Source organism: Pseudarthrobacter kochi (assembly GCF_055412805.1).
Window position 1 is genome coordinate 1 of sequence record NZ_JBVAYV010000014.1, and the last position, 24,729, is coordinate 24,729.

The 24,729-nt window shown below is 67.2% G+C and carries 27 protein-coding genes; 8 read left to right on the top strand and 19 right to left on the bottom strand.

Annotated features, from left to right (window positions below; genetic code table 11):
- Nucleotides 1–393: 393 nt before the first annotated feature.
- From ccsB to ACZY0Y_RS09080, 5 genes are read right to left on the bottom strand one after another with little or no spacing between them, the layout of a single operon-like run.
- Nucleotides 394–1,503 (bottom strand): c-type cytochrome biogenesis protein CcsB, encoded by a 1,110-nt coding sequence (gene ccsB / locus ACZY0Y_RS09060; RefSeq protein ID WP_463883719.1) that lies wholly within the window; start codon nucleotides 1,501–1,503, stop codon nucleotides 394–396.
- Nucleotides 1,503–3,392 carry a cytochrome c biogenesis protein ResB gene (resB, locus tag ACZY0Y_RS09065; protein ID WP_463957537.1) on the bottom strand — a complete coding sequence of 630 codons (1,890 nt, stop codon included), beginning with the start codon at nucleotides 3,390–3,392 and terminating at the stop codon, nucleotides 1,503–1,505. The genes ccsB and resB overlap by 1 nt, the downstream gene beginning before the upstream one ends.
- Nucleotides 3,392–4,147: a cytochrome c biogenesis CcdA family protein gene (locus ACZY0Y_RS09070; protein ID WP_160663846.1), complete on the bottom strand. Its 756-nt coding sequence runs from the start codon at nucleotides 4,145–4,147 to the stop codon at nucleotides 3,392–3,394. Before ACZY0Y_RS09070 ends, resB begins: the two co-directional genes overlap by 1 nt.
- Before the next feature lie 17 nt (nucleotides 4,148–4,164).
- On the bottom strand, nucleotides 4,165–4,785 hold the full coding sequence (locus ACZY0Y_RS09075) for a TlpA family protein disulfide reductase (protein WP_160663844.1): 621 nt from the start codon (nucleotides 4,783–4,785) through the stop codon (nucleotides 4,165–4,167).
- Between the two features lie 2 nt (nucleotides 4,786–4,787).
- Nucleotides 4,788–5,453 (bottom strand): histidine phosphatase family protein, encoded by a 666-nt coding sequence (locus ACZY0Y_RS09080; RefSeq protein WP_463957539.1) that lies wholly within the window; start codon nucleotides 5,451–5,453, stop codon nucleotides 4,788–4,790.
- 211 nt (nucleotides 5,454–5,664) lie between these two features.
- Here ACZY0Y_RS09080 and ACZY0Y_RS09085 point away from each other — a divergent pair, with 211 nt between their 5' ends.
- The 3 genes from ACZY0Y_RS09085 (at nucleotide 5,665) to ACZY0Y_RS09095 (ending at nucleotide 8,182) form a co-directional block, all read left to right on the top strand.
- Entirely contained in the window at nucleotides 5,665–6,213 is a 549-nt protein-coding gene (locus ACZY0Y_RS09085; RefSeq protein WP_463883714.1) for a YceI family protein, read from the top strand.
- Nucleotides 6,214–6,464: 251 nt separating this feature from the next.
- The gene (locus ACZY0Y_RS09090) at nucleotides 6,465–7,151 is read left to right on the top strand and encodes a hypothetical protein (RefSeq protein WP_463957541.1); all 687 of its coding nucleotides are present in this window, start codon (nucleotides 6,465–6,467) and stop codon (nucleotides 7,149–7,151) included.
- Nucleotides 7,152–7,363: 212 nt separating this feature from the next.
- Nucleotides 7,364–8,182, top strand: a complete 819-nt coding sequence (locus tag ACZY0Y_RS09095) for a hypothetical protein (RefSeq protein WP_463957543.1) — start codon at nucleotides 7,364–7,366, stop codon at nucleotides 8,180–8,182.
- Between the two features lie 83 nt (nucleotides 8,183–8,265).
- Here the strand turns inward: ACZY0Y_RS09095 and ACZY0Y_RS09100 are convergent, their stop codons facing one another.
- Nucleotides 8,266–8,961, bottom strand: a complete 696-nt coding sequence (locus tag ACZY0Y_RS09100; protein WP_024365613.1) for a redox-sensing transcriptional repressor Rex — start codon at nucleotides 8,959–8,961, stop codon at nucleotides 8,266–8,268.
- Between the two features lie 90 nt (nucleotides 8,962–9,051).
- The gene (locus ACZY0Y_RS09105) at nucleotides 9,052–9,312 is read right to left on the bottom strand and encodes a glutaredoxin family protein (protein WP_463957545.1); all 261 of its coding nucleotides are present in this window, start codon (nucleotides 9,310–9,312) and stop codon (nucleotides 9,052–9,054) included.
- Between the two features lie 108 nt (nucleotides 9,313–9,420).
- On the opposite strand from ACZY0Y_RS09105, the gene ACZY0Y_RS09110 reads away from it, so the two are divergent.
- The gene (locus ACZY0Y_RS09110; protein WP_160663833.1) at nucleotides 9,421–10,239 is read left to right on the top strand and encodes an HAD family hydrolase; all 819 of its coding nucleotides are present in this window, start codon (nucleotides 9,421–9,423) and stop codon (nucleotides 10,237–10,239) included.
- A gap of 278 nt (nucleotides 10,240–10,517) precedes the next feature.
- Here ACZY0Y_RS09110 and ACZY0Y_RS09115 read toward each other — a convergent pair whose 3' ends face one another.
- The 4 genes from ACZY0Y_RS09115 to ACZY0Y_RS09130 all read right to left on the bottom strand — a co-directional run bounded on the left by ACZY0Y_RS09115 (nucleotide 10,518) and on the right by ACZY0Y_RS09130 (nucleotide 13,266).
- A complete protein-coding gene (locus ACZY0Y_RS09115; protein ID WP_003792170.1) occupies nucleotides 10,518–10,616 on the bottom strand; it encodes a 30S ribosomal protein bS22 in 99 nt (32 codons plus the stop codon).
- 199 nt (nucleotides 10,617–10,815) lie between these two features.
- Nucleotides 10,816–11,028 (bottom strand): helix-turn-helix domain-containing protein, encoded by a 213-nt coding sequence (locus tag ACZY0Y_RS09120; protein ID WP_024365616.1) that lies wholly within the window; start codon nucleotides 11,026–11,028, stop codon nucleotides 10,816–10,818.
- A 189-nt stretch (nucleotides 11,029–11,217) separates the two neighbouring features.
- Nucleotides 11,218–12,330 (bottom strand): 3-deoxy-7-phosphoheptulonate synthase, encoded by a 1,113-nt coding sequence (locus ACZY0Y_RS09125; RefSeq protein ID WP_463957547.1) that lies wholly within the window; start codon nucleotides 12,328–12,330, stop codon nucleotides 11,218–11,220.
- A gap of 246 nt (nucleotides 12,331–12,576) precedes the next feature.
- Nucleotides 12,577–13,266 carry a FadR/GntR family transcriptional regulator gene (locus ACZY0Y_RS09130; protein ID WP_463883705.1) on the bottom strand — a complete coding sequence of 230 codons (690 nt, stop codon included), beginning with the start codon at nucleotides 13,264–13,266 and terminating at the stop codon, nucleotides 12,577–12,579.
- 137 nt (nucleotides 13,267–13,403) lie between these two features.
- On the opposite strand from ACZY0Y_RS09130, the gene ACZY0Y_RS09135 reads away from it, so the two are divergent.
- Complete coding sequence (locus ACZY0Y_RS09135) at nucleotides 13,404–14,732, top strand: alpha-hydroxy acid oxidase (RefSeq protein WP_463883704.1); 1,329 nt, start codon at nucleotides 13,404–13,406, stop codon at nucleotides 14,730–14,732.
- Between the two features lie 33 nt (nucleotides 14,733–14,765).
- Here ACZY0Y_RS09135 and gdhA read toward each other — a convergent pair whose 3' ends face one another.
- Nucleotides 14,766–16,103, bottom strand: coding sequence for an NADP-specific glutamate dehydrogenase (gene gdhA, locus ACZY0Y_RS09140; RefSeq protein ID WP_463883702.1), 1,338 nt, complete (start codon nucleotides 16,101–16,103; stop codon nucleotides 14,766–14,768).
- Nucleotides 16,104–16,244: 141 nt separating this feature from the next.
- Nucleotides 16,245–16,805 (bottom strand): ArsR/SmtB family transcription factor, encoded by a 561-nt coding sequence (locus ACZY0Y_RS09145; RefSeq protein WP_463957549.1) that lies wholly within the window; start codon nucleotides 16,803–16,805, stop codon nucleotides 16,245–16,247.
- Nucleotides 16,806–16,967: 162 nt separating this feature from the next.
- Here ACZY0Y_RS09145 and ACZY0Y_RS09150 point away from each other — a divergent pair, with 162 nt between their 5' ends.
- Nucleotides 16,968–17,474: a hypothetical protein gene (locus ACZY0Y_RS09150; protein WP_463957551.1), complete on the top strand. Its 507-nt coding sequence runs from the start codon at nucleotides 16,968–16,970 to the stop codon at nucleotides 17,472–17,474.
- A 17-nt stretch (nucleotides 17,475–17,491) separates the two neighbouring features.
- Here the strand turns inward: ACZY0Y_RS09150 and ACZY0Y_RS09155 are convergent, their stop codons facing one another.
- Nucleotides 17,492–18,715, bottom strand: a complete 1,224-nt coding sequence (locus ACZY0Y_RS09155; protein ID WP_160663821.1) for an acetoin utilization protein AcuC — start codon at nucleotides 18,713–18,715, stop codon at nucleotides 17,492–17,494.
- Between the two features lie 103 nt (nucleotides 18,716–18,818).
- On the opposite strand from ACZY0Y_RS09155, the gene ACZY0Y_RS09160 reads away from it, so the two are divergent.
- Both ACZY0Y_RS09160 and ACZY0Y_RS09165 read left to right on the top strand, forming a co-directional pair.
- On the top strand, nucleotides 18,819–20,249 hold the full coding sequence (locus ACZY0Y_RS09160) for a TrkH family potassium uptake protein (RefSeq protein WP_463957553.1): 1,431 nt from the start codon (nucleotides 18,819–18,821) through the stop codon (nucleotides 20,247–20,249).
- A 40-nt stretch (nucleotides 20,250–20,289) separates the two neighbouring features.
- Nucleotides 20,290–20,928, top strand: coding sequence for a potassium channel family protein (locus ACZY0Y_RS09165; protein ID WP_463883722.1), 639 nt, complete (start codon nucleotides 20,290–20,292; stop codon nucleotides 20,926–20,928).
- Nucleotides 20,929–20,961: 33 nt separating this feature from the next.
- Here the strand turns inward: ACZY0Y_RS09165 and ACZY0Y_RS09170 are convergent, their stop codons facing one another.
- The 5 genes from ACZY0Y_RS09170 to ACZY0Y_RS09190 form a co-directional block, all read right to left on the bottom strand.
- Nucleotides 20,962–21,546 (bottom strand): HhH-GPD-type base excision DNA repair protein, encoded by a 585-nt coding sequence (locus ACZY0Y_RS09170; RefSeq protein ID WP_463957555.1) that lies wholly within the window; start codon nucleotides 21,544–21,546, stop codon nucleotides 20,962–20,964.
- Nucleotides 21,547–21,600: 54 nt separating this feature from the next.
- Complete coding sequence (gene proC / locus ACZY0Y_RS09175; protein WP_463883692.1) at nucleotides 21,601–22,434, bottom strand: pyrroline-5-carboxylate reductase; 834 nt, start codon at nucleotides 22,432–22,434, stop codon at nucleotides 21,601–21,603.
- Between the two features lie 232 nt (nucleotides 22,435–22,666).
- The gene (locus tag ACZY0Y_RS09180; RefSeq protein WP_463883691.1) at nucleotides 22,667–23,008 is read right to left on the bottom strand and encodes a YciI family protein; all 342 of its coding nucleotides are present in this window, start codon (nucleotides 23,006–23,008) and stop codon (nucleotides 22,667–22,669) included.
- A 115-nt stretch (nucleotides 23,009–23,123) separates the two neighbouring features.
- Complete coding sequence (locus tag ACZY0Y_RS09185) at nucleotides 23,124–24,167, bottom strand: Ppx/GppA phosphatase family protein (RefSeq protein WP_463957557.1); 1,044 nt, start codon at nucleotides 24,165–24,167, stop codon at nucleotides 23,124–23,126.
- A gap of 63 nt (nucleotides 24,168–24,230) precedes the next feature.
- A complete protein-coding gene (locus ACZY0Y_RS09190; protein ID WP_463883687.1) occupies nucleotides 24,231–24,680 on the bottom strand; it encodes an SseB family protein in 450 nt (149 codons plus the stop codon).
- Nucleotides 24,681–24,729 lie beyond the last annotated feature (49 nt).

Here is a 24,729-nt window from a genome sequence, read left to right on the forward strand (position 1 = left end):
TCGATGAAGTGTGGCGGGCCGACGCAGGCCTGGAAAGCACCCCCGGACCGAACCCACCGTTGCTTCCGGACGCAGCCCCCATGCTCCGCCACCCATCTGACGCAAATGGCCCCTACCCAAGAATCCCATCACCCACCTGACGGGAATGGCCGCTAAGAGGGGCGTTGTAGCGGCCACTTGTGGTGAATGGGCGCTGAACGGGGTGGCATAACGGCCATTCGTGGCAAATCGATGAAGTGTGGCGGGCCGACGCAGGCCTGGAAAGCACCCCCGGACCGAACCCACCGTTGCTTCCGGACGCAGCCCCCATGCTCCGCCACCCATCTGACGCAAATGGCCGCCAAGCGGGTTGCTTAGCGGCCACCTGTGGCGAATCGACGGAGGTGGTGCGGGCTACAGCCCCGAGTAGGAGTGCAGGCCGTTGAAGAACTGGTTCACGATGGTGAAGTTGAAGACCACGCAGAGGTAGCCGACGATCGACAGCCAGGCCGCGCGGGTGCCGGTCCAGCCCCGGGTGGCGCGGGCGTGCAGGTATCCGGCGTAGACCACCCAGATCACGAAGGTCCAGACTTCCTTGGTGTCCCACCCCCAGAACCGGCCCCAGGCTTTCTCGGCCCAGATGGCGCCGAACATGAGCGTGAAGGTCCAGCCGACGAACGCGATGGCGTTGATCCGGTAGGAAAGGTTTTCGAGGCTCAGCGCGGACGGCACCAGGCGCATGAAGCCCAGCTTGTCCCCGCCGCCGGCAGCGATGGTCTTCTGCCGGTGCGACTGGACCAGCTGCAGCGCGGACATCGCGAAGGTCAGGGTGAACAGTGCGGAGGACATCACGGCGATGGAGACGTGGATGATGAGCCAGTAGCTCTGCAGTGCGGGAACGAGGTGTCCCACCGGCGTCCAGTAGGCCACCGAGGCAGCCACCAGCATGATGATCGCCAGGCCCACCACGAAGGTGCCCAGGAAGCGCAGGTCGCGGCGGATGAGGACCAGCAGGAAGACGGCCACGGCCACAAACGCGCCGGTGGTCAGGAACTCGTACATGTTGCCCCACGGCACCCGGCCCGCGCCGAGGGCCCGGGTAATGACACCGGCCGCGTGGATGGCGACACCCAGCACCGTCAGGGCGACGGCCACCCGGGCGGGCGTCCGGCGCTCGGCGGAGTAGCGCATGGCGCCGTCGGCGGTCTGGCCGATGCCTGCCGCGTTGCCGCCGACAGCCCCCGCCACGGACGACGTCGGGCGCTCGGCCCGGCCGATCGGTCCGGCAACGTCGGACTCGGCCCGGTCAACGGCCCCGCCGGAGGCCCCTACGCCGGCAGCGACCGGAACCCGGGCGGCCGCGGCACCCGACAGCTCGGCCGCCTTCAGGTCCACCGCACGCAGCGTTTTGCTGCTCTTGGCCAGGTCCCACGCGAAGGCGATAAAAGCCACCGTGTAAGTGCCGGCCGCGAGAAGCATGAACAACTCGCTGTACTGGCCCATGGTTTCGTTGATTGGGAACATTACTGATCCTTCTTTGACTCGGAAGAGCCTGCTGTGGACTGGATGAAGTCTGCTGCGGGGTGGTCCGGGGAGGCCTGCTCAGCACCGGCACCGGGCAGCCTGGTATCCGCCCGGTCATTATCCGCCCTCCCGCTGGGAGCCGACTGGGAGCCGTCGTCGAGTTCCCAGGCGGCGGTGAGCAGTTTGCGGATCGCGGTCGCCTCGCCGGCAAGCCGGTGGTCCTCGCCGCGGGCCAGGAGGCCGTATTCGACCATGGTGCGGCCGTCCTCGTGGGACCCGGTCCGGACCCAGACGCGGCGGCGGTTCACGTACAGCGAGGTGACCAGGCCGGCCACCGCCAGGAGCGCGAAGATCAGGGCGTAGAGCTGGCCCGGGTTGTGGTGGATATCGACGCCGACATAGCGCTTCACGCCGTCGAAGCTGATGGTCCCCTTGCCGTCCGGCAGGGTGTGGGTGGCCCCCGGCGTCAGGACAATGCCCTTGGTGTCGAGGTTCCTGGCGTTGAGCGGGGTCAGCTTCTTGACGTCGAGTTCGAAGACGTTCTGCGGGGCTCCGTCGTCCAGGCCGAGGTCCCCGTAATAGGAGTTCAGGGTCAGCTGCGGGTTGAACAGCTCAGGATCGCCGCTGAAGGAGACGCCCTCATCGGTGACGAAGGCCGTAGGCAGGAAGAAGCCGGCGAAGGCGAGCTGCTCCGGCTTGGCGTCCGGGACCTTGATGACCACGGAGGAGTAGTAGTTGTCGCCCTGGAGCTTGGCGACCACGGGGCCCTGCATGGCGATGTTCCCGGCGCCGTCGCGGACGGTCACGACGGGGGCGTAGCCGTTGCCCGTGAGGTACATGCTGGTGCCGCCCAGGGTGAGCGGGTCGTTGACTTTGAGCACCTCTTTTTTGGCCGGGGCGTCCGGGGTTTCCTTCGTGGTGACATCGGCCTTGAAGTCGATGGGCTGGCCGAACTTGCCCTTGGACTCGCGGTCAAAGGTGATCTGGAACTTGTCCAGCTGGACCGAGTACGGCTGCAGCTGGCTGCTCTGGAAGTTGGTGCCCGGGGTGAACTGGTCGTAGCCGACCAGCGTGTTCACGAAGGTATCGCCCTCCACCAGGATCCGCTGCCCGCTGTAGCCGAACAGGCCGCCAACCGCCACCGAGACCAGCACACCGATCAGCGAGGTGTGGAAGAGGAGGTTGCCGACCTCGCGCAGGAAGCCGCGCTCGGCTCCCACTGACGGTCTGGCACCGTCGCGGTCGCGGACGTCGACGCGGTAGCCGCGCTTCTTCAGCAGCCCGGCGGCATCCGTAATGGCGCGCGACGCCGGGATCCCGGCGTCGGCGGGAATCACCAGCGTGCCGTATTCGGGCAGCCGCGACAGCCGTGCGGGCGTCCGCGGCGGCTGGGACCGCATGGCCTTGTAGTGCGCGATGGCGCGCGGGACCACACAGCCGATCAGCGAGATGAACAGCAGGATGTAGATCGCGGAGAACCACGCCGAGGAGTACACATCGTAGAGCTGGAGCGAGTCGAGGATTTTGCCGTAGTCCGGGTGGTCCTTGATGTACTGCGTGACGATCGAAGGGTTGGCGGGCCGCTGCGGGAAGAGCGAACCGGGAACCGCGGCCACTGCCAGCATCAGCAGCAGGAACAGCGCGGTGCGCATGCTGGTCAGCTGGGTCCAGGCCCAGCGGAGCATGCCCAACGGGCCAAGCGTGGGAAGGACAGCTTCAGCCTTTGCAGCGGCGACAGGGCGGGCGGCGCCGGACCTGCCCGACTTGCCGGACTTGCCGGACTTGCCGGACTTGCCGCCCGGCGTGCCCTGTTGGGCCTCAGGGTCGGTGCCGCCAGGGGTGGTGCCGGGGGCCGGGGACTTCTTCTCTACGTTCACTCGCTCGCTCATCAGATCGGCAATTTCACATCGGTTTGGAACCAGTACTGCAACTCGGAAACCCAGGTTCCCCACACGCCGGTGGCCATCAGCAGGCCAAGCCCCACCAGGATTCCGCCGCCAATGCGCTGGATGGCGAGGCGGTGCTTGCGGAAGAAGGACATCACGCCAATGCCCCGGCGTACAGCCAGGGCGATCAGCAGGAAGGGAATGCCCAGGCCAAGGCTATAGACAAACGCCAGGAACGCCCCCTTGGCCGCCGAGGATCCGCCGGAGAGGCTCAACAGCTGGACCGCGGAATAGGTCGGGCCGATGCAGGGTGCCCAGCCGAGGCCGAAGGTGATGCCGAGCAGCGGCGCGCCCCACAGCCCGGCGGGCGGCTTCGACTGGATCTTGGCGTCGCGCTGGAGCCAGCCGAAGCCGCCCATGAACACCACGCCCATGATGATCACGAGGATGCCCAGCACCTGGGTGATCCAGGCGTTCTGCGAGCCGGTGATCAGCGTCCCCAGTTGCCCGAATGCCCCGCCGAGCAGCACAAAGATGACCGAGAAGCCCAGGACAAAGAGCCCGATCCCGGCCAGCATGCGGCCGCGCTTCTGCTTCTCGAGGTCGACGCCGGTCAGTCCCGTGACGTAGCCCAGGTACCCCGGGACGAGGGGAAGGACGCACGGGGAAAGGAAGGAGACAAAGCCGGCGAGCAATGCCACGGGGATGGCAAGCAGCAGCGAACCGCTCAGGATGGCTTCGGCGAAGGGGCTGTTCACGGTGGCTGGCCTGTCCGCTACTCGGCCACAGCAGCGGCGATGAGGGACTTGAGGGTGCCCTTCTGGATCTCGCCGAGGACACGGGACGCCACGCGGCCCTGCTTGTCGAGCACGAGGGTGGTGGGCACGGCCCCCGGCGGAACCAGGCCGGACACGGCCAGCAGCACGGCGCCGTCCTTGTCATTGAAGCTTGGGTAGGTCAGGTTGAACGTCTTGTCGAATGCTTCTGCGGTGGCCTTCTCGTCCCGGAGGTTGACCCCGAAGAACTGCACACCCTGGCTCTTGAACTCCTGGTGCAGCTCCTCCAGCGAGGGCGCCTCCACCCGGCACGGCGCGCAGGCCGCGAACCAGAAGTTGAGCACGGTCACCTGGCCCTGGAAAGCCTCGGCAGTCACCGCGGTGCCGTCGAAGAGCGTGCCCTTGATGGCAATGGGGCTCTTGCGGTCCGCCACGGCGAATTCCGTCACCGAACCGTCGCCGGCCACATAGTTCTTGTTATCGCCGGCCCTGGCCTGCTGGGCCAGGGCATCCTCCTGGGCGCAGCCCGAGAGACCCAGTACGACGGCGAGCGCCGCACCGCCCGCGGTCAGGACGCTGCGGCGGGAGACGGGTGACGCGTTTTCCTTGTTTCTGGTCATGCTCAAGCTCCGGGGGTGCTGGAGGCACCGGGAAGAAGGGCGGCCGCGGGCTCGCTGTACTCGACCCGCAGGAGGGTTCCGGCGTCGTCGAAGACCAGGGAGGTGACCGAGGTGAGGGTGCATTCGCGTTTGCGCGGATCATGCCACAGGGGCTTGCCCTCGGCGCTGAGCCGGGTGGCCCAGATGGGCAGTTGATGGCTCACGAGGATGGCCTCCGCGCCCTCGCCGCCGAGTTCTATGGCGCGCAGCCGGGCGTCCTGAACCGCGGCGATGACCCGGGCGGCCTGGTCCTTGTAGGGCTCGCCCCAGGAGGGCCGGAACGGGTTGCGCAGCATGGGCCAGTGCTTCGGCTTGAGGATCTCGGCCTTGTCGACGTGGAGGCCCTCGAAGTAGTTGGCGGCCTCGATGATCCGGTCCTCGGTGGTGACCTCGAGGTTGAGCGCCTCGGAGACGGGCTGCGCCGTCTCCTGCGCGCGGGTCAGCGGAGAGGCGGCAAGGTGGACGATCTTCGCTCCCTGCGCGGACCGGGCGCTGAAGTGCTCCGCCAGCATCCGGGCCATCTCCCGGCCGAGCTCGGACAAGTGGAATTCGGGCAGCCTGCCGTACAGGACGCCATCGGGATTGTAGACCTCGCCGTGGCGGAGCAAATGGACAGTGGCTTGGGGCATGTGTACCAGTTTCTCAAAGGGCAGGGGTAATGACGAAATCTTCTACAGGAAGTAGAACTCGAGAGTTTTCAGAAATGTTCCCCGGAGTTGGAATAAAAGATGCAAATGCATGTTTATACTGGGTGAAGCAGTTGGTTGAGACTTCAACAAATGAGGCTTCAACTGACGATTAGACCCACCGCACGACCCACCCGACTCAAGGAGCAACACCATGGCACTTCCCACCAACGTCACCACCGGCACCTGGACCCTCGACAACTCCCACAGCGAAATTGCCTTCACCGTCCGCCACGCGGGCATCAGCAAGGTCCGCGGCCAGTTCAAGGATGCAGAAGCCACCCTGGACCTCGCCGAGAACGTCGCGGACTCGAAGGTCAACGCCACGATCAAGACCGCGAGCTTCGACTCCGGCGACGCCAACCGCGACGGCCACGTCCGCGGCGAAGACTTCTTCGACGTCGAGAAGTTCCCGGAAATCTCCTTCGTTTCCAACAGCATCGTCCCCAAGGGTGACGTGTACGAGCTCCAGGGCGAGCTCACCATCAAGGGCGTTACCCGTCCGGTGGCCCTTGAGACCGAGTTCAACGGCGTTGCCGTCGACCCGTTCGGCATGACCCGCGCCGGCCTCTCGGCTGAGACCACCATCAGCCGCAAGGACTTCGGCCTGACCTGGAACGCGGTCCTCGAAGCCGGCGGCGTGCTCGTCAGCGACAAGGTTGCCGTCAACCTCGAACTGGCCTTCATCGCCCCCGCAGCCTAGTCGGCGACGCTTGGCCGGCCGGTCCCCAGGACCGGCCCGGCCGGCGGCTTCCGGCCGCCGGGCACCCCGCTCCGTCCGTGTGACGGAGCGGGGTTTTGCGTTTAACGGGGAGCTGCTGCCGCCACGGCAAATGCGTCTTCAGCGGCGCCCGGCAGGCCCGCGTCCAGGTGCGGGCCCGGGCACCCCGACATGCCCCGCAACATGCTCAAATTCCCTCGATACCGGCACATTCGCGGTCTACAGTGAGAGCCATGAGCAACCCTAATGAGGTACCTCCACCGCATCAGCCGGGTGCCCAGCCCCCGCAGGCGGGCAATGTTCCACCGGCAGGTTCCGAGCCGCCGCCAGTCACGCCCCCGCCGGGCTATCAGGCACCCCCGCCGGGCTATCAGGCACCGCCGCCGGGCTATCAAGCACCGCCGCCGGGCTATCAGACACCGCAGCCCGGCGGATTCCGCTTTGAGCTGCCCACGGACCGGCCGCAGAACTTCAACGACGTGATGCCCCGCGGCGGATTCGCCGGCATGTTCACGGTCACCTGGCTGCCGACCGAGCTGAAAGTGTCCTACTGGATCTGGCTCATCGGCGGGCTGCTGGGTTTGCTCGGCGGAGTGATCGGCCTCTTTGGGTCGTTCGTGCTCCTGGCCGTCGTTCCGGGCCTGGGGTTCGTGGTGCTCCTGCTGGTGCTGGTGGCACTGGCCCTTGCGGCGGCTCAGGTCATCCTGGCCATGAAGATGAAGGAGGGCCGCGAGTGGGCCCGCTTCGCCCTCACAATTGTTGCCGGCATTTCCTTGCTGCTTGCCGTCCTCAACACCAGCGCGGCGGAAGGCCGGGGCGGAGGCAGCTGGCCGAGCTTCATCGTCAGCCTGGCGGCCGCCGCACTGATGTGGATGCCCAACTCCCAGGCGTGGTTCGCCTCGCTCCGGGGCCGCATCTGATCCGCGCCCGCCCCGCGCCGGATCTAAGTTCGACCTGGGCCTGACCTGCCCTTGTGCAGCATCAGGCACCCGCCCCTTGTTCGCCGAGAATACTCCTGCGGAATGATCCGCGCGGGCGCCGGCCCGCGGTACGGTGGGAGTAAACCATGCTGGGGGCAGGGCAGGAATCTGTTTCCGGTATCCGAACCTGACCGCCACGCAAAGGAACGCCCATGAGCATCCCGCCAGTCCCGCCGTCGAACCCGGACTCCCCCGAGCCGGGCGCGCAGCCCGCACCCCGTTACGGCCAGAACGCACCCCAGTACGGCGAGCAGCCGCCCGCCGCCCCGCAGTACGGCCAGAACGCCCCGCAGTACGGGCAGAACGCCCCCCAGTACGGGCAGAACGCCCCCCAGTACGGGCAGAACGCCCCCCAGTACGGGCAGAACGCCCCCCAGTACGGGCAGAACGCCCCCCAGTATGGGCAGCAGGCCCCCCAGCCTCCGCAGTACGGCCAGAACCCGCCGCAGTACAACCAGCCCGCCTACGGCCAATCCCCCTATGCCCAGTACCCCTCGGGGCAGCCGCAGGCCGCGCCCGGCATGCCCAAACTCGTGAACACGGCCTTTTGGCTCATCGTTGCGTCCGGCGCGGTATGGGTCATCTCGCTGCTGCTGGCGATCGGAACGCTGGATTCCCCCGCCATGCGGGACATGTTCGAACAGCAGATGGCCGCGAGCGGTGCTGAAATACGGTTCGAGGACCTCCGGGGTGCCCTCGTCGGGAGCATCGTCGTGTTCGCTGTGATCAGCGCCGGACTCTACGCCCTCGTTGCCTTGAACGTGCGCAAAGGCAAGAACTGGGCACGGATCCTGGGCACGGTCTTCGCCGCCCTGTCCATTTTCAGCCTCTACCCGCTGAGCCTCGGCACGCTGGCAGTTCTCCTCGGCATCGCCGGCATCGTGATGCTGTACCTGCCGGCAACGTCGCCGTACTTCAGCAAGCAGCAGCCGTTCGCCAACCCGTACGGGCAGCCGGGCGGACCGTACTAACGGTCGACACCAAGTAGCCAGGCACCGGCAAGTAGCCAGGCACCGGCGCAGAGGGCGCGGGAGCCGGACGGGCTGACTGAAAGCTAGTCAGCATCCTCCGGGTCCTGCGCCCTTTGTGCGTGATAGGCGAGGATCTGGAGTTCGGTGGCCATATCCACCTTGCGCAGGTTGACCCCGGGCGGCACCTGCAGCATCACCGGGGCAAAACTGAGGATGCTCCGCACGCCGGCGGCAATCACCCGGTCGCAGACGTCCTGCGCCACGGCGGCCGGCAGGGCGAGCACCACCATGTTGGCGCCCGTCCGTTGCAGCACCGGTTCCAGGTCGGCAGCATCGCTGACACGCAGCCAGCCCACCTCGCTCCCGACCACCATCTGGTCGGCATCGAAAATTGCGACAATGTCGAAGCCCCGGGATTCGAAGCCGCCGTACCGGGCCAGCGCCTTGCCCAGGTTGCCGGCACCGACGATGGCGACCTTCCAGTCATGCGTCAGGCCCAACGCCGCGGCGATGTGCCGGTTGAGGTACTGCACTTCGTAGCCGACGCCACGGGTCCCGTAGGAGCCGACATAGGAAAGGTCTTTGCGGAGAGTCGAGGAGCTGACGCCCGAGGCCTCTGCCAGGGATTCGGACGAAACCCGGTCAACACCCTCGGCGAGCAGGGTGGTCAGGGCGCGCAGATAGATGGTCAGCCGGGACACGGCCGCGGGCGGAATCTGCTTGGCGGCAGTCCCGGATCCCCCCGGCATCGCGTCGGGGGATGAGTCCAGCGAAGTCACTATCTGCTCCATTGAGTCGCGTTGTGACTTCCACTCTAGGGCCCCCGGAGTTCGCCGGACAAAGCAGCCGGCTCCAACTGCCCCGGCCGGTCAGGCCTGCCGGCCCAGCGCCCGCCGTAACGTTCGCTCCAGCCGGGCTTCGTCGATCTTCCAGAAGTCCCGCTGGACACCATCCACCAGCACCACGGGAATCTCCTCGGCGAAGCGTTCCCGCAGTTCGACGTCGTTGTCCACCGGTTCCTCCCGCCAGCCGATCCCGAGGTTCTTTGTGACGCGGTCGACGGCGTCGCGCGCCGCCGAGCAGAGGTGGCAGTCAGCTTTGGTGATGAGGACGACGTCGGGGCGTGGCATGGTTCCACGGTAGCCCGGCGGCCCGTCCGGCGTCGACGCGCCGCAGCATCCGGGCGCCGCCGCGGCCCGGGGGACGGGACTGGCTCCGGCGTTGACTAGACTCGTGGCATGTCCGAAGAGAAGTACGCCGCTGTGGTCACAGATCCTGTTGCAGCACCACAGCACGGCGAAGCCGCGTTCTTCGACGTCGACAACACCCTCATGCGCGGGGCCAGCCTGTTCCATGTGGCCCGCAAGATGCACCAGCGCGGGGCCTTCACGATTCCGCAGGCGGCGGGGTTCGCCTGGAAGCAGCTGATGTTCGTGCTCCGCGGGGAAAACATGGACGACGTCCATGCTGTCCGCGACACCGCCCTGGCGCTCGCATCCGGCATCACCGTTGAGGACATCGAAGCCCTCGGCGAAGAAGTCTATGACGAAATGATTGAATCCCGGATCTGGCCGGGGGCCAAGGCGCTGGCCGAGCAGCACCTCCGGGTGGGCCGTAAGGTCTGGCTCGTGACCGCCACGCCGATCGAGGTGGCCTCGGTGATCTCCACGAGGCTGGGCCTCACCGGTGCCCTCGGCACGGTGGGCGAAATAATGGACGGCTCCTACACCGGACGGCTGGTCGGCGAGATCCTGCACGGCCCCGCCAAGGCCGTGGCAGTCACCGCCGTGGCCGAGGCCGAGGGACTGGACCTGGCGCGGTGCTGGGCGTACAGCGATTCGCACAACGACATCCCGCTGCTGAGCATGGTGGGACATCCCGTGGCCATCAACCCGGACTCCCGGCTCCGCCGCCATGCCCGTGATCACAACTGGCCGGTCTACGATTTCCGTTCCGGACGCCGCGCGGCAACCCTGGGCCTCAAGGCCGCCACCGTCGGAGGGGCGATCTACGGCCTCTGGCGGGGCTTCTCCCGCTTCCGCGGCCCCACGGTCTGACCCGCACGCCAGCTCGCCCGCCTCTTTCCGCTACGCTTTCGGCCGGGCGCTACGCTTCCTGCCAAGCGCTACGCGGATCCGCGTAGCGCCGGCCCAAACGCGAGTCGACGGTCCGAAAGCGCGTCCCTGGTCCGAAAGTGCGTCGCCCGTCCGAACGAGCGTCGTCAGCCGGACCGCGCGTCGCCCGTCGCCCGCACGCGCGTCCGCACCCGCGGCGAAGCCAAAGAAAATGCCCGCTGCCTGGAAGGCAACGGGCATTCACATGATGTGAAGTATCTCTACTTCTTATTGCGACGCTGGTGGCGCGTCTTGCGAAGCAGCTTGCGGTGCTTCTTCTTGGCCATACGCTTGCGACGCTTCTTAATAACTGAACCCACGAAAGTTCCTTACCGGCTAGATGCAGTACCTGCCTGTTGGAAAGGGTCCGCGGGCTAAGCAGCAGACTGTACAACTGACAGGTTCTTACAATGACGTAAAACGTTCCTTAACAGGGTACCGCCTAACGGGGGCACACCACGACCGCAGGCCGCGCTGGGCGCCTGCAGATTGTTATTCCGGCGTACAAGACGCGAAGAATCAGGCTGTTTCCGTGTGCCCGTCGACTACAGCACCCTTGAGGTACTGCTCGACGGCGGTTTCCGGCACCCGGTAGGAGCGCCCGAAACGGACAGCCGGCATCTCGCCGGAATGAACAAGACGGTACACGGTCATTTTGGACACGCGCATCACATCCGCGACCTCAGCCACGGTCAAGAAGCGCGCATTGGAGAAGTTAGCCTCCGAAGACATTTCCCTATTCCTTTACTCAAGCGAACGGCAGCCCCATCTGAACGACATGGCGGTGTGCCGATGCTGAGCCATCAAACAACCATGTGATAGATACTCTAGGGGCTGATGATGCCAATGTGAAAGAGCTGCGCGGGAATCTCCGGGCCTCCAGGCAGGATTTCCTCCGGCTCCGCCTGACCGCCGAGGCTCTTACCCGCGGGTACGGCGAACACGCGCGGAGGCCGCAAGTTGCGCCAGGACGGATGCCGTGACATCCCAGTCCATGCAGGCATCCGTCACGCTCTGGCCGTAGACGAGCTCGTCCGATCCGGCGGCGTGCTCGGCGACATCGAGGTTTTGCGCCCCGCCAACGAGGAAGCTCTCCAGCATGACGCCGGCAATGGCTCCCGCCGAGCTGCCGCCCCCCTCCAGTTGGGCGCCGATTTCGAAGGCGACTTCAGCCTGCCGGTGGTGGTTCTTGCCACTGTTGGCGTGGCTCGCATCAACGATCAGCCGCGGGTTGAGCTGCTTGGCGGCGAGCTTGGCGGTGGTGGCCTCGATGTCGGGGGCGGAGTAGTTGGGTCCCTTGCGGCCGCCGCGGAGGATGATGTGCGTGTCAGGGTTGCCTGCGGTGGAGACCAGGGCGGCACGGCCCTCGCCGTCGATCCCCAGGAACGCCTGGGCTGCCCCGGCGGCGCTGCACGCGTCGAGCGCGACCTGCAGGTCGCCGTCGGTCCCGTTCTTGAACCCGATCGGCATGGACAGGCCCGACGCCAGCTGGCGGTGGATCTGGCTTTCGGTGGTGCGGGCACCGATGGCGCCCCAGGAGACAAGGTCCGCCATGTACTGCGGGCTGATGGGTTCGAGGAACTCGGTGCCGGCGGGCAGGCCCAGCGCGGTGACCTGCTGCAGGAAGAGGCGCGAGGCACGCAGCCCGGCAGCGATGTCGTGGCTGCCGTCAAGCCGGGGATCGTTGATCAGGCCTTTCCAGCCCACCGTGGTGCGTGGCTTTTCGAAGTACGCCCGCATCACGATCTGCAGGTCTTCCTTGTGCTTTTCGGCCTGGCTGACCAGCCGGCGGGCGTACTCGAGGCCGGCCTTGGGATCGTGGATGGAGCAGGGGCCCACAATGACGAGCAAGCGGTCATCGACCCCGTCCATGATGGCGCGGACCTCGTCCCGGCCCCGGGCCACGACGTCGGCCAGGCCGGCGTCCAGCGGCAGCTCCGCGGCGATGTCCTGCGGGGTCGGCAGCGGGGTAAACTCGCTGACGCGCAGGTTAGAGGTGGACTGCTGGGATTCGGGGGCTGCTTCGATGCTCATGTGCGGGTCCTGTTCCGGGGTGCGGAGCGGGCCCTGGTCAGAACCCGCCGGGAAATGGCGAAGGGCAGAGAATGATCTCTGCCCTGTTGGCTCTGAAGGAAGGTTGGATGCGTGTCAGTTCGACGCGGGCCCCTCCAGAGCCAACGAAAAATACGCATACCAACGGTTAGTCATAGCTCGACGATAGCCCGGGGACCGCAGCCGCGGCAAAATCCGGGACGTAACATTCCGGCCCTGGGAGGCGGATCAGGCCCCGGAGCCCACGCCGGCCTCCGCGTAGTAGCCCTCGATGTGGTCGGCAACGAGTTGCGCCGCGCGGCCGCCGTCGCCGCTGGTGATGGCCGCCAGGATATCCCGGTGTTCAGTACGGAGCCGCGCCGCCGTGGCGTCCCAGTCGGGGAGGTTTCCGGTCAGCCGGCCGGCATAGTCCTGGATGGCTTCGCGCAGTGAGCCCATCATGGCGCTGACCACGGCGTTGCCCGCGGCATCCGCCAGCGCCAGGTGGAACCGCACATCCAGGGCCAGGAACTTCTCCGTCTCGGCGCAGGTGTCCATGTGCTCCAGCAGCCGGGCGGCCTCGGCGAGCGCCGGCGACTCCGGGCTTGCCCGGGAAGCGGCCCAGGATTCCAGCAGCACGCGCGTCTCCACGATGTCCTTGACGGGCAGGTGCGAGGTGGCGACGTGCAGCCGAAGCGCTGCGCCCAGCGCCGCGGTCGGGTCGGCGATGACGACGGTCCCCGCCTCCGGGCCCGAGCCCACCCCCGCCCGGAGCACTCCCATGGCCTCAAGGACCCGAATGGCCTCGCGCACGGACGTCCGGGAGACCTGGAGCTGCTCGGCGAGAGTCCGCTCGGCCGGGAGCCGTCCGCCCAGGGCGAGCTGGCCGCTGGAGAGCTGGCCCTCGATCCACTGCAGGACAAGCTGGTGGGTACGCATGGTCCAATCCTACTTGATGTGGATGGACCACACGCCTAGACTGTGGTTGGACCACACTCCCCGGTGGCTGAGTTTTAGGTTGCAGCCCGGCGGGGATCCCGACATCCAGGAACACGAGACCCTGCCCGGAGGCAGCAATGACGCAGACAATCGAGCCCGGCAACCCCGAGTCGCCCACCCAGCCGGAAGACACCGGCGCGGGCAGCCACCCCGCCGCGGCCACCCCGGGGATCATTCCCGCAGCCCTCAAGCGCCGCGTCCCCAGGTACTCGGACCTCGCCCCGCTGATGCAGTTCAAGAAGCCCGAGTTCAGCCGGGCCGCCAGGCTGCGCCAGGCCAGCACCATCTGGGACCTCCGGGACATGGCCAAGCGCCGCACACCGCAGGCACCGTTCGACTACACCGACGGCGCGGCCGAAGCCGAGATCACGCTGCGCCGCGCCCGCCAGGCTTTCCTGGACATCGAGTTCCGCCCCGGCATCCTGCGCGACGTTTCCCGGGTGGACCTCGGCACGCAGATCCTGGGCAAGCCCTCCCGGCTGCCGGTGGGCATCGCGCCCACGGGCTTCACCCGCATGATGCAGTCCGAGGGCGAATACGCCGGCTCCCAGGCCGCTGCGGCCGCCGGCATCCCGTACACGCTTTCCACGATGGGCACGGCCTCCATCGAGGACGTGGCCGCTGCCGCCCCGGACGGCCGGAACTGGTTCCAGCTCTACCTGTGGACGGACCGGGACCGCTCGCTGGAGCTGATCGAGCGCGCGGCCAAGGCAGGCAACGACACCCTCATGGTCACCGTGGACACCGCCGTCGCCGGGGCCAGGCTCCGCGACGTCCGCAACGGCATGACCATCCCGCCGGCCCTGACGCTCAAGACCGTCCTGGACGCCTCCTACCGGCCGGCGTGGTGGTTCAACTTCCTCACCCACGAGCCGCTGACCTTCGCCTCGCTCTCGCGCTACACCGGAACCGTCGCGGACCTGATCAACTCCATGTTCGACCCGACGCTCACGTTCGAGGACCTCGACTGGCTGCGGGACACATGGAAAGGCAAGCTCGTCGTCAAGGGCATCCAGACCGTCGAGGACGCCCGCAAAGTGGTGGACCACGGCGCCGACGGCGTGGTGCTGTCCAACCACGGCGGACGCCAACTGGACCGCGCCCCAATCCCGTTCCACCTGCTCCCGGAGGTCTCGGCGGCGCTCAAGGCGGACAACAGCGACGCGGCCATCATCCTGGACACCGGCATCATGAGCGGCGCGGACATCATCGCGGCCCTGGCCCTGGGCGCCGACTTCACGCTGATCGGCCGCGCCTACCTCTACGGGCTGATGGCCGGCGGACGGGCCGGCGTGGACCGGGCCATCGAGATCCTGGAAAAGGACATGCTCCGCACCATGGCCCTGCTGGGCGTCAGCCGGATCTCGGAGCTGACGCCGGACCACGTGCGGCTGCTCAAGAAGTAGCCCGCAGCGCGGGTCGCGCGCGGAAGTCCAGTCCTAGATGAGCCCCTGGGCGAGCATCGCGTCGGCCACCTTCACGAAGCCGCCGATGTTGGCGCCCAGCACATAGTTCCCCGGGTCCCCGTACTCCGCCGCCGTCGCGGCGCAGCGGTCGTGGATGCCGACCATGATCTCGGTGAGCCGTTCCTCGGTGTGCGCGAAGGACCAGGAATCGCGGCTGGCGTTCTGCTGCATCTCCAGCGCCGACGTGGCCACGCCGCCCGCGTTTGCGGCCTTGCCCGGTCCGAAGAGGATGCCGGAGTCCTGGAACACCGCGACGGCGTCCCGGGTCGAGGGCATGTTGGCTCCCTCCCCCACCGCCAGCAGTCCGTTGCGGACGAGCCTGGCGGCAGCGTCGCCGTCGAGCTCGTTCTGCGTGGCACACGGCAGCGCAACGGTCGCGTCGAGGTCCCACACGGAGCCGCCGTCGACGTACGTGACGTTGGAACGCCGGGCCTCGTAGTCCTTGAGCCGTCCGCGCTCGACCTCCTTGATCTGGCGCAACAGCCCGACGTCGACTCCGGCCTCATCCACGATGTAGCCGGAGGAATCGGAGCAGGCCACCACCGTGGCGCCGAGCCCCTGGGCCTTGGCGATGGCGTTGATGGCGACGTTGCCGGAGCCGGAGACCACCACGCGCTGGCCGTCGAAGGACTGGCCGCGGGTCTTGAGCATTTCCTGGGTGAAGATCACGGTGCCGTAGCCGGTGGCTTCGGGCCGCACCAGCGAGCCTCCCCATGAGATGCCCTTGCCGGTGAGGACCCCGGATTCGTAGCGGTTGGTGATCCGCTTGTACTGCCCGAAGAGGTAGCCGATTTCGCGGCCGCCGACCCCGATGTCCCCGGCCGGGACGTCCGTGTACTCGCCGATGTGGCGGTACAGCTCCGTCATGAAGGACTGGCAGAAGCGCATGATCTCAGCGTCCGAGCGTCCGCGGGGGTCGAAGTCGGAGCCGCCCTTGCCGCCGCCGATCGGCATGCCGGTGAGGGCATTCTTGAAGATCTGCTCGAAGCCGAGGAACTTCACGATGCCCAGGTTCACCGAGGGGTGGAAACGCAGGCCGCCCTTGAAAGGCCCCAGCGCCGAGTTGAACTCCACCCGGAAGCCGCGGTTGATCTGGAAGCGGCCGGCGTCGTCGACCCACGGGACCCGGAAGATGATCTGCCGTTCGGGCTCGCAGAGCCGTTCGAGGACTGCGCCTTCCATGAACTCCGGGTGGCGGTCGTGCACCGGTCCGAGGCTTTCGAAGACCTCGGTGACTGCCTGGTGGAACTCCCCTTCGCCGGGATTCCGTGCCAGTACCGTGTCCCGGATCGTTTCAAGCCGTGCGTCCATTGCAACTCCTCAACCTTGGCGCCACTCATCGGGCGCAGCAAACAAGCCTTTCCATGGTTGCACCGGGCGGGGAGGGATTTCTATTCGAGAGCCGGTGGGCGCCACCGTATGACGGGAACAGGGGCTCGGGCCGGGGCGTCGCTACTTCTTGCGGCCGAACTTCGGCAGGCTGGCCAGGAGATCAGCGGCCCGGGTCGCGGCGCGGCCGACGGTACGGCCGATCTGCTGCGGCATCTTGTCCTCGCCTGCCGTGCCGACCGGGAGGACGACGGCGGGGCTCAGCGGGCTGCCGGCAGGCCGGCCGGCGAGCACCGCGGCCGGGACCGCAGGCGCCGTGGCATCCGACGAGTTCGCGGTGGCCTCTGCGGCCAGCGTGTCCGGGACGGGCTGGAGCCGGGGTTCGGCCGTCCGCGCCGGTGACGTTTCGGCTGTGGCGGCACCGCCGACGTCGAACGTCTCCAGCCAGCTGATGATCCCGGCCAGCGGCTTGGGGTTGAGCGTGTAGTAGCGCTTCTGGCCCTGGGCACGCATACTCACCAGGTCCGCTTCGCGGAGCACTTTCAGATGCTTGGAAATGGTGGGCTGGCTGGCCTCGAGCTCCTGGACCAGCTCCCCCACTGCTTTGTCCCCCTTGCGGAGGGATACCAGAATGTCACGCCGGGTTGCCTCAGCAATGACGGCAAATACGTCGTCTGTCACCATGTCCTCCACACTAGCGACATATACGCCGGATGGCATCCACTAATTGCGGCCCTGACTGCATGCGCCGGGCATTGCCCCGTACCCGGCGCGGTGCTAGAACGGGACCCACCGCCTGCCCGGCGGGTGGGGCCGCAGCCTGCCGACGCAGAGGAGTGCACGACCATGGGCGACATCTTCCGGAAACAGCTGTTCAACATCATCGCTGCCGTGTTCCTGGCCCTCTTCGTGATCGTCTGGGGCAACGTGCTGATCCAGGTCTGGGTGTTCCTCCCGGAGGTCCCGGGCACGCCGCCCAAGCTGAACGGCGCCGTCGTTTGTGCCGCCGGGGCGCTGTCCACGTCGCTGAGCTCGCTGACGGCCTCCGCGCTCGGCTTCACCATGGCCGAGGTGCGCCGGGAGGAACAGGCCGGCGGCGGGTCCGCCGGACAGGCCAGCGAAGGCATCTTCGACGCCGGCGGGATCACCACAAAGCTGTCCGGCCGGGTCATCACGGCCTTGATGGTGTACCTCGTGATCGGGATGCTGGTACTCGGTGTGTGGCTCGTTAAGGGCACCGCGTCCACCGACTTGATCGGGGCGTTCTCGCTCTCGCTGCTGGGCTGGATCATTGGCGCGGCGGGGGTCGTGTTCCAGACCGAAAAGCCCAGTCCCCAGCCGTCCGCAGGTTAGCCGCAACTGCCGGCTACCTAGTCGAACCAGGGGTCCAGCCCGTAGAGCGGGAAAACTTCCTTGCGGGTGGCCATGACCGTCCGGTCCACTTCATCGTTCGGGTCGAAGCCGACTTCCCACGAGCGCCACCAGAGGTCGACGTCGTCGCCCATCATCTCCGGTGCGTCGACGCCGTACTTGGCCCCGTATTTTTCCTTGACATAGCTGCGCCAGTCCTCCGGCACGGGGGTGCGCAACGGGACAGGGCGCCCGGCAGCGATCGCGATCAGGTGGCTCCACGACCTCGGCACCACGGTGATGACGTTGTAGCCCCCTCCGCCGGTGGAGATCCAGCGGTTGTCGCAGTAGCGGGCTGCGAGGTTGCCGATGGCGGTGGCGGCCTCCCGCTGGCCGTCGACGCTGATGTTCAGGTGGGTGAGCGGGTCCAGCCGGTGGGAGTCGCAGCCGTGCTGGCTCACGATGACCTCGGGTTCGAAGGCCCCCACGAGCTGCGGTACGACGGCATGGAAGGCGCGGAGCCAGCCGCCGTCGCCGGTGCCGGCCGGCAGCGCCACGTTCACGGCGCTGCCCTGGGCGTTGGGGCCGCCGATCTCGTTGGCGTAGCCCGTGCCCGGGAACAGGGTCAGCCCCGTCTCGTGCAGGGAAATCGTCAGGACCCGCGGATCGTCCCAGAAAATGCTCTGCGTTCCGTCGCCGTGGTGGGCGTCGATGTCGATGTACACGACACGCTGCATGCCGCCGTCGAGCAGCCGCTGGATGGCGAGGGCGGCGTCGTTGTAGATGCAGAAGCCGCTCGCGCGTTCGCGGGCCGCATGGTGCATGCCCCCGCCGAAGTTCACCGCCCGGACGGCGCTGCCGTCCAGGATGGCGGCGGCGGCCAGCAGCGAGCCGCCGGCCAGCCTGGCACTGGCCTCGTGCATGCCGGCGAACGCCGGGTCATCCTCGGTGCCGAGGCCGCGCTCCAGGTCCGGGGTCCCCGGATCCGCGCTCACGCGCCGCACGGCGGCGACGAACTCCGGGCTGTGGACCGTGCTCAGCTCCGCGTCGCTGGCGACGTCCGGGGCCGAAACCGTGACGTGCTCCAGATCCAGCAGACCGAGGCTTCCGGCCAGCCTGGCGGTGAGTTCCATCCGCTCCGGGGCCATCGGGTGGCTGTGGCCGAAGTTGTAGGCCGTCATGGCGGGATCCCACACCACCGTCGTTGGCAGTGCGGTCTTTGCGAGCCCCGGCAGGTATGTCATCAATCACAGGCTACCCGAGCGCGGGGCGCCTTTCCCCCGTCATTGCGCGGGGTTTAGTGGTTTACTACTGAAGGAAGCAGTTTCAAGCGAGGATAAGCCACACATGACGCAGAGCCAGTCGAGGTCCAAGAGCCCGGCAAACTGGCACCCCGGCGCACCGGAGCGGGAAGGCCTGTGGATCTTCACACGCCTTCGCGACTTCATCGACAACATCGCCAACACGTCCCCGGCCCGGCTCGCGCTCTCCGCGTTCGGCATGGTGATCCTGGTTTTCACGGCCCTGCTGTCCCTGCCGGTCTCCTCGGCCACCGGGGATTTCACGCCGCTGCACCAGGCGCTGTTCACTGCCGTGTCCGCCGTCTGCGTGACCGGCCTGACCGTGGTGTCCACGGCCGCGCACTGGTCCTTTTTCGGCCAGCTCGTCATTCTGATTGGCATCTTCGTCGGCGGCCTGGGCACCCTGACCCTTGCCTCGCTGCTCGCCCTCATGGTGAGCAAGAAGCTGGGTGTCCGCGGCAAGCTGATCGCCCAGGAGGCCATGAACGCCGGCCGCCTCGGCGAGGTGGGCACCCTGCTGCGGATCGTCATCGTCACCTCGGTGGTGATCGAAAGCACCCTCGCGCTGACGCTGATCCCGCGGTTCCTGACCCTGGGCGAAAGCTTCGGCCAGTCCGTCTGGCACGGGGTGTTCTATTCGATTTCGGCCTTCAACAACGCCGGCTTCACCCCGCACTCGGACGGGATCGTGCCCTACGAGACAGATTTGTGGATCCTCGTCCCGCTGATGGTGGGCGTCTTCCTCGGCAGCCTGGGTTTCCCCGTGGTGATGGTGTTGCAGCAGAACGGGCTGAACTGGAAGAAATGGAACCTGCACACCAAGCTGACCATCCAGGTCTCGCTGATCCTGCTGGCGGCCGGCACGCTGCTGTGGGGGCTGATGGAATGGGAGAACCTGAGGACCATCGGCGGTATGAACGTCGCGGACAAGGTCATCCATTCGCTGTTCGCGTCCGTGATGACCCGTTCCGGCGGCTTCAACCTGGTGGACCAGAACCAGATGGATTCCACGACCATGCTCCTGACCGACGCCCTCATGTTCGCCGGCGGCGGCTCGGCGTCGACCGCCGGCGGCATCAAGGTGACCACCATCGCCGTGATGTTCCTGGCGATCCTGGCCGAGGCCCGGGGTGACTCCGATGTCAAGGTGTACGGCCGGACCATCCCGGAGGGGACCATGCGGGTGGCCATCTCGGTCATCGTCGCCGGTGCCACACTGGTCGCCGTGTCGGCCATGCTCCTGCTCCAGATCAGCGGGGCGTCCCTGGACCGGGTGCTCTTCGAAACCATTTCAGCGTTCGCCACTGTCGGCCTCAGCACGAACCTCAGTGCCGAGCTCCCGCCGTCGGGCGTCTACGTCCTCACCGTCCTGATGTTCGCAGGGCGCGTCGGGACCGTCACCCTTGCCGCTGCACTGGCCCTGCGCCAGCGCCGCCAGCTGTACCACTACCCGGAAGAGAGACCGATCATTGGCTAGTTCCTCAGGCGCCGTCAACCGCCCCGCCCACAACGCCCCCGTGCTGGTGATCGGCCTGGGCCGTTTCGGCGCCTCCACCGCAGAACAGCTGGTCAAACAGGGCCGCGAGGTGCTGGCCATCGAACGCGACCGGAACCTGGTGCAAAAATGGTCCGGCGTCCTGACGCACGTCGTCGAGGCCGACGCCACCAACATCGATGCGCTCCGCCAGCTCGGCGCGCAGGAGTTCAGCTCCGCCGTCGTCGGCGTGGGCACCTCCATCGAGTCCTCGGTGCTGATCACCGTGAACCTCGTGGACCTCGGCATCGAGCACCTGTGGGTCAAGGCCATCACCCCCTCGCACGGCAAGATCCTGACCCGGATCGGTGCCAACCACGTGATCTACCCGGAGGCCGACGCCGGTGTCCGCGCCGCGCACCTGGTCTCCGGCCGCATGCTGGACTTCATCGCGTTCGACGACGACTTCGCGATCGTGAAAATGTATCCGCCGCGTGAAACCGTGGGCTTCACCCTTGACGAGTCCAAGGTCCGGTCCAAGTACGGGGTAACGATTGTGGGCGTGAAGTCCCCGGGCGAGGACTTCACCTACGCCCGGGCGGAGACGAAGGTTTCCTCACGGGACATGCTCATTGTTTCCGGTCATGTGGACCTGCTGGAGAGGTTCGCCGCCCGGCCGTAGCGCACCGGGGTCGCTGGCTTAGCTACCGCAGGATCAGGGCCCGGCGGTCTTCGCCGCCTTCGCGGCGGCCTTGCTTGCCTGCTTGCTGGCCCGCACCTTGCTCAGCGACTCCGGATCCACAATGTCAGCGACGGACAGGAAGGCGTTCTCCTGCCCGTAGTGGCCGGCGGCCTCGCGCCAGCCCTCAGCTTGAAGTCCACACTGCTTTCCCAGCAGCGCCAGGAAGATCTTCGCCTTTTGCTCGCCGAATCCCGGCAACGCCTTGAGCCGGCGCAGCACCTCCTGGCCGTCGGGGTCGCCCTGGGTCCAGATGGCAGAAGCATCGCCGTTCCAGTCACTGTGCACCGTCTCGGCAAGTGCTTGGACGCGGCCGGCCATTGATCCGGGGAACCGGTGGACGGCCGGGCGTTCTCTGAACACCTCGACGAACGCTTGCGGATCGTATCCGGCGATCGCGGCGGGGTCCATGGACCCGATGCGCGTCCGGATCTTTTCGGGACCGGCAAAGGCCGATTCCATGGTCACCTGCTGGTCAAGCAGCATGCCGGTGAGCAGGGCAAACGTGTCATCGCCGAGTAGTTTGTCCGCCGTGGGATCCCCTGTGATGTGCAGTTCCATGGGTCCTATCCTGCCACCCGGTCCGGTCTGCGTCATGGGTGCACCTCCGTTGGGCTAGCCGAGCTGCGTGGTGATCTCCGCTGCCCGTTCGGCGGCGGCGCGGGCGCCGTCGGCGATAATCGCGGGCAGGCCGCGCGCGTCAAAGGTGGCGATGGCGCGTTCGGTGGTGCCGTTGGGGCTGGTGACGGCCTTGCGCAGCGCTGCCGGATCGACGCCAGGCTCAGCGAGCATAAAGCCTGCCCCGGCGACGGTTTCCCGGGCAATCAGCTGCGACAGCTCACGGTCAAGCCCCAGTTCGACGCCGGCGTCCGCCATGGCCTCGGCCAGGTAGAACGCGTACGCCGGGCCTGAGCCGCTGATCGCGGACAGCGCGTCGACCTGGTGCTCGGGAATCTCGACGACGGTGCCGGCGGCCGCCAGGATGTCCTTGGCCAGCTGGAGCTGCGCCGGGGAGCAATGCGTGCCCGGCGACACGGACACGACGCCGCGGCCCAGCTTCGCCGGGGTGTTGGGCATGGTCCTGATCACGGGCTGGCCGGCCGGCAGGGCCGCTTCCAGCTGCGCCAGCGACACGGCGGCAGCGACGCTGATGACGATTGTGTCCGGTGCCAGCGAATCGCCGATCTCGCGGGCCAGGTCCGCGATGCCCACGGGCTTCACGCCCAGGATTACGACGTCGGCGCCGGTGGCGGCCTGCTTGTTGTTCTCCGGCTCTTCGGCGCCGGCGATGGCCGTGATCCCCGGATGCCGTTTGGCGAGTTCATCGGCTCGTTCGGCGCGCCGGACCGTGGCGACGATGTCCGCGGGGTCAGCGCCGCCCGCGATCAGTCCGCCAAGGATGGCCTCGTTCATTGATCCACAGCCCAGGAATGCGATTCGGTTGCTCATGCCCCCATCATTGCAGTCCGGCCTGATTCACAGCCAGCTCACATCCTCAGGTCAGCGTCTTCACAAACTCCGTGACTAACGTAGTGGTTACCTCATTGAGGGTGCGAGTGATGCAGCAGGCATGCGGATGCCTGCCCGGCACCGGTCGTCTGCAGCGGGTTTCCCCCATTTTCCCGCAGCGGACGGCCGGTGCCTTCGCAGTTAATGCGCGGTCCCCTCCCGCATGCGGCGCCTAGTGCTGGATCGGCCGTACTTCGATGGGAAGGGTCGTGGCGCGCGCCAGCTTGCCGGCCCAGCCGAGCGCGGCGTCGAGATCCTCGGCCTCGATGACGGCGAACCCGCCCAGATGCTCCTTGGCCTCAGCGAAGGGACCGTCCGTGATGAGCACCTCGGAGCCCTGCTGCCGCACGACCGTGGCGGTTTCGGTGGGATGGAGTCCGGCGGCGAACACCCAGGCCCCGGCGGCTTTCATTTCGCGGTTCAAGGCCTCGAGGTCCTGCATGATGGGCTCAAGGATTTCCGGGGCGGGGGCGGGGCCCACGGGCTGGTAAACGCTGAGCAGGTACTGTGCCATGGTGTTGTCCTCCTTGACGACACGGCCGGTTCCTTACCGGCCTCTCACCTTCCAGACGAACGGCCTGCGTCCGGATCGACACTCCCTCGCCGGGAATCAGGCCCCTGCGGATCGCTCACCGGGCGTCCGCTGACTGGGGCTTCTTGGCGTCGGGTGACTCCGGGTCCGGTGACTGCGGCTCGGCGGGGTGGCCGGACCGGGTGACGTGGGGGGCTGGCTCCAGCGGACCCTCGATGACCAGCTGATCCAGCCGGCGGAGGATCAGACCCTCGCGGAGGGCCCAGGGGCAGATCTCCATGCTCGGAAACTCAAACATTTCCAGCGCCGCTTCGGCCACCAGGGCGCCAGCCAGAAGCTGGGGGGCGCGGGCTTCGGAAACGCCGGGCAGGTTCAGCCGGTCCTCCACCTCCATGGCAGAGATGCGCTGCGCCCACAGTCCCAGGTCCGTGGCAAACAATTCCCGCTTGACGTAGGGCCCGGCGCCGCTGGGTGCGGCCCCGGCGATGCGGGCCAGCGAGCGGAAGGTCTTGGAGGTGCCTGCCACGTGGTTGGCCTTGCCGAGCTTGGCGAAGTCGCGCACCACCGGCTTGAGCGTGGTCCGGATATAGCGGCGAAGGTCTTTGACACTCTTGGCCGAGGGCGGGTCCTCCTGCAGCCAGTCCCGGGTGAGGCGGCTCGCCCCGAGCGGGACCGACGTCGCGAGTTCGGGGAGTTCATCCTCCCCGTAGGCCATTTCGAAGGAACCTCCGCCGATGTCCAGGTTCAGCATCGGCCCCGCGCCCCAGCCGTACCAGCGGCGGACGGCGAAGAACGTCATCGAGGCCTCTTCGCTGCCGGTCAGTTCCCGGAGCGTCACGGTGGTCTCATGCTTGACGCGGGCCAGCACGGCGGACCCGTTGGTGGCCTCGCGGATGGCTGAGGTACAGAACGCCAGCAGGTCCTCGGCCTTGTGCTTGGCCGCGAATTCCCACGCTTCGAGGACAAACTCGATCAGCTCATGCTGGCCGGCGTCGTTGATGCTGCCGTCGCTCTCGAGGTACTGCACGAGGGACAGCGGGCGTTTGTGCGAGGCGAATGGCACAGGGCGCGCACCAGGATGGGCGTCCACGAGCAGGAGGTGGACTGTATTTGAGCCAATATCGAGGACGCCAAGACGCATACGGCCATTATTCCCCCGGGAACGCGGCCCGCCTAACGGGCCGGCCGCGCCCCGAGCATCGTTTTAGGGCTGTCCTGCCTCGCTGGCGGCCTCATCCGGCTCGTCGGAAGGCTTGAAGTCGCGGCGGATGTTCCCCACGCCTTCCGGATCGATCTCGAAGCCGAAGGCTGCGCCGGGGTTGATGACCATGCCGAGATCGTCGCCAAGGTTTCCGAGGATCGCGGCACCCTGGGTGCCGAGCACGTTGGGGGCGGCGGCCAGGTACTGCTCGGTGACGCGGCTGGGGTGGGAGAACACGGCGAGGACGGGCTTCCCCGCGGAGTTGGCCAGCACCAGGGGCTCGACCTGGGAATCGGCTCCTTCGAGCACATCGGAGCTGACGATGTACACCTCGTTGTTGAGGAAGGCCAGGATGACGTCAACGGGGTTGGCGTCCGGCTCCTCCCCCCGGGCAAGCTTCTCTTCGAGGTCGTTCAGCGGCTGGAGGTCCAAGTGATCGGGCTGTTCAGTCATGCTCCTACTCGATCACGTTGTGCCCGGGTCCGCAATTCCTAACTCGTCC

Bases quoted from the DNA above. Each gene is read 5' to 3' on its own strand.
- ccsB (WP_463883719.1), bottom strand. From the start codon at position 1,503: ATGTTCCCAATCAACGAAACCATGGGCCAGTACAGCGAGTTGTTCATG.
- resB (WP_463957537.1), bottom strand. From the start codon at position 3,392: ATGAGCGAGCGAGTGAACGTAGAGAAGAAGTCCCCGGCCCCCGGCACC.
- ACZY0Y_RS09075 (WP_160663844.1), bottom strand. From the start codon at position 4,785: ATGACCAGAAACAAGGAAAACGCGTCACCCGTCTCCCGCCGCAGCGTC.
- ACZY0Y_RS09080 (WP_463957539.1), bottom strand. From the start codon at position 5,453: ATGCCCCAAGCCACTGTCCATTTGCTCCGCCACGGCGAGGTCTACAAT.
- ACZY0Y_RS09085 (WP_463883714.1), top strand. From the start codon at position 5,665: ATGGCACTTCCCACCAACGTCACCACCGGCACCTGGACCCTCGACAAC.
- ACZY0Y_RS09090 (WP_463957541.1), top strand. From the start codon at position 6,465: ATGAGCAACCCTAATGAGGTACCTCCACCGCATCAGCCGGGTGCCCAG.
- ACZY0Y_RS09095 (WP_463957543.1), top strand. From the start codon at position 7,364: ATGAGCATCCCGCCAGTCCCGCCGTCGAACCCGGACTCCCCCGAGCCG.
- ACZY0Y_RS09105 (WP_463957545.1), bottom strand. From the start codon at position 9,312: ATGCCACGCCCCGACGTCGTCCTCATCACCAAAGCTGACTGCCACCTC.
- ACZY0Y_RS09110 (WP_160663833.1), top strand. From the start codon at position 9,421: ATGTCCGAAGAGAAGTACGCCGCTGTGGTCACAGATCCTGTTGCAGCA.
- ACZY0Y_RS09120 (WP_024365616.1), bottom strand. From the start codon at position 11,028: ATGTCTTCGGAGGCTAACTTCTCCAATGCGCGCTTCTTGACCGTGGCT.
- ACZY0Y_RS09125 (WP_463957547.1), bottom strand. From the start codon at position 12,330: ATGAGCATCGAAGCAGCCCCCGAATCCCAGCAGTCCACCTCTAACCTG.
- ACZY0Y_RS09130 (WP_463883705.1), bottom strand. From the start codon at position 13,266: ATGCGTACCCACCAGCTTGTCCTGCAGTGGATCGAGGGCCAGCTCTCC.
- ACZY0Y_RS09135 (WP_463883704.1), top strand. From the start codon at position 13,404: ATGACGCAGACAATCGAGCCCGGCAACCCCGAGTCGCCCACCCAGCCG.
- gdhA (WP_463883702.1), bottom strand. From the start codon at position 16,103: ATGGACGCACGGCTTGAAACGATCCGGGACACGGTACTGGCACGGAAT.
- ACZY0Y_RS09145 (WP_463957549.1), bottom strand. From the start codon at position 16,805: ATGGTGACAGACGACGTATTTGCCGTCATTGCTGAGGCAACCCGGCGT.
- ACZY0Y_RS09150 (WP_463957551.1), top strand. From the start codon at position 16,968: ATGGGCGACATCTTCCGGAAACAGCTGTTCAACATCATCGCTGCCGTG.
- ACZY0Y_RS09155 (WP_160663821.1), bottom strand. From the start codon at position 18,715: ATGACATACCTGCCGGGGCTCGCAAAGACCGCACTGCCAACGACGGTG.
- ACZY0Y_RS09160 (WP_463957553.1), top strand. From the start codon at position 18,819: ATGACGCAGAGCCAGTCGAGGTCCAAGAGCCCGGCAAACTGGCACCCC.
- ACZY0Y_RS09170 (WP_463957555.1), bottom strand. From the start codon at position 21,546: ATGGAACTGCACATCACAGGGGATCCCACGGCGGACAAACTACTCGGC.
- proC (WP_463883692.1), bottom strand. From the start codon at position 22,434: ATGAGCAACCGAATCGCATTCCTGGGCTGTGGATCAATGAACGAGGCC.
- ACZY0Y_RS09180 (WP_463883691.1), bottom strand. From the start codon at position 23,008: ATGGCACAGTACCTGCTCAGCGTTTACCAGCCCGTGGGCCCCGCCCCC.
- ACZY0Y_RS09185 (WP_463957557.1), bottom strand. From the start codon at position 24,167: ATGCGTCTTGGCGTCCTCGATATTGGCTCAAATACAGTCCACCTCCTG.
- ACZY0Y_RS09190 (WP_463883687.1), bottom strand. From the start codon at position 24,680: ATGACTGAACAGCCCGATCACTTGGACCTCCAGCCGCTGAACGACCTC.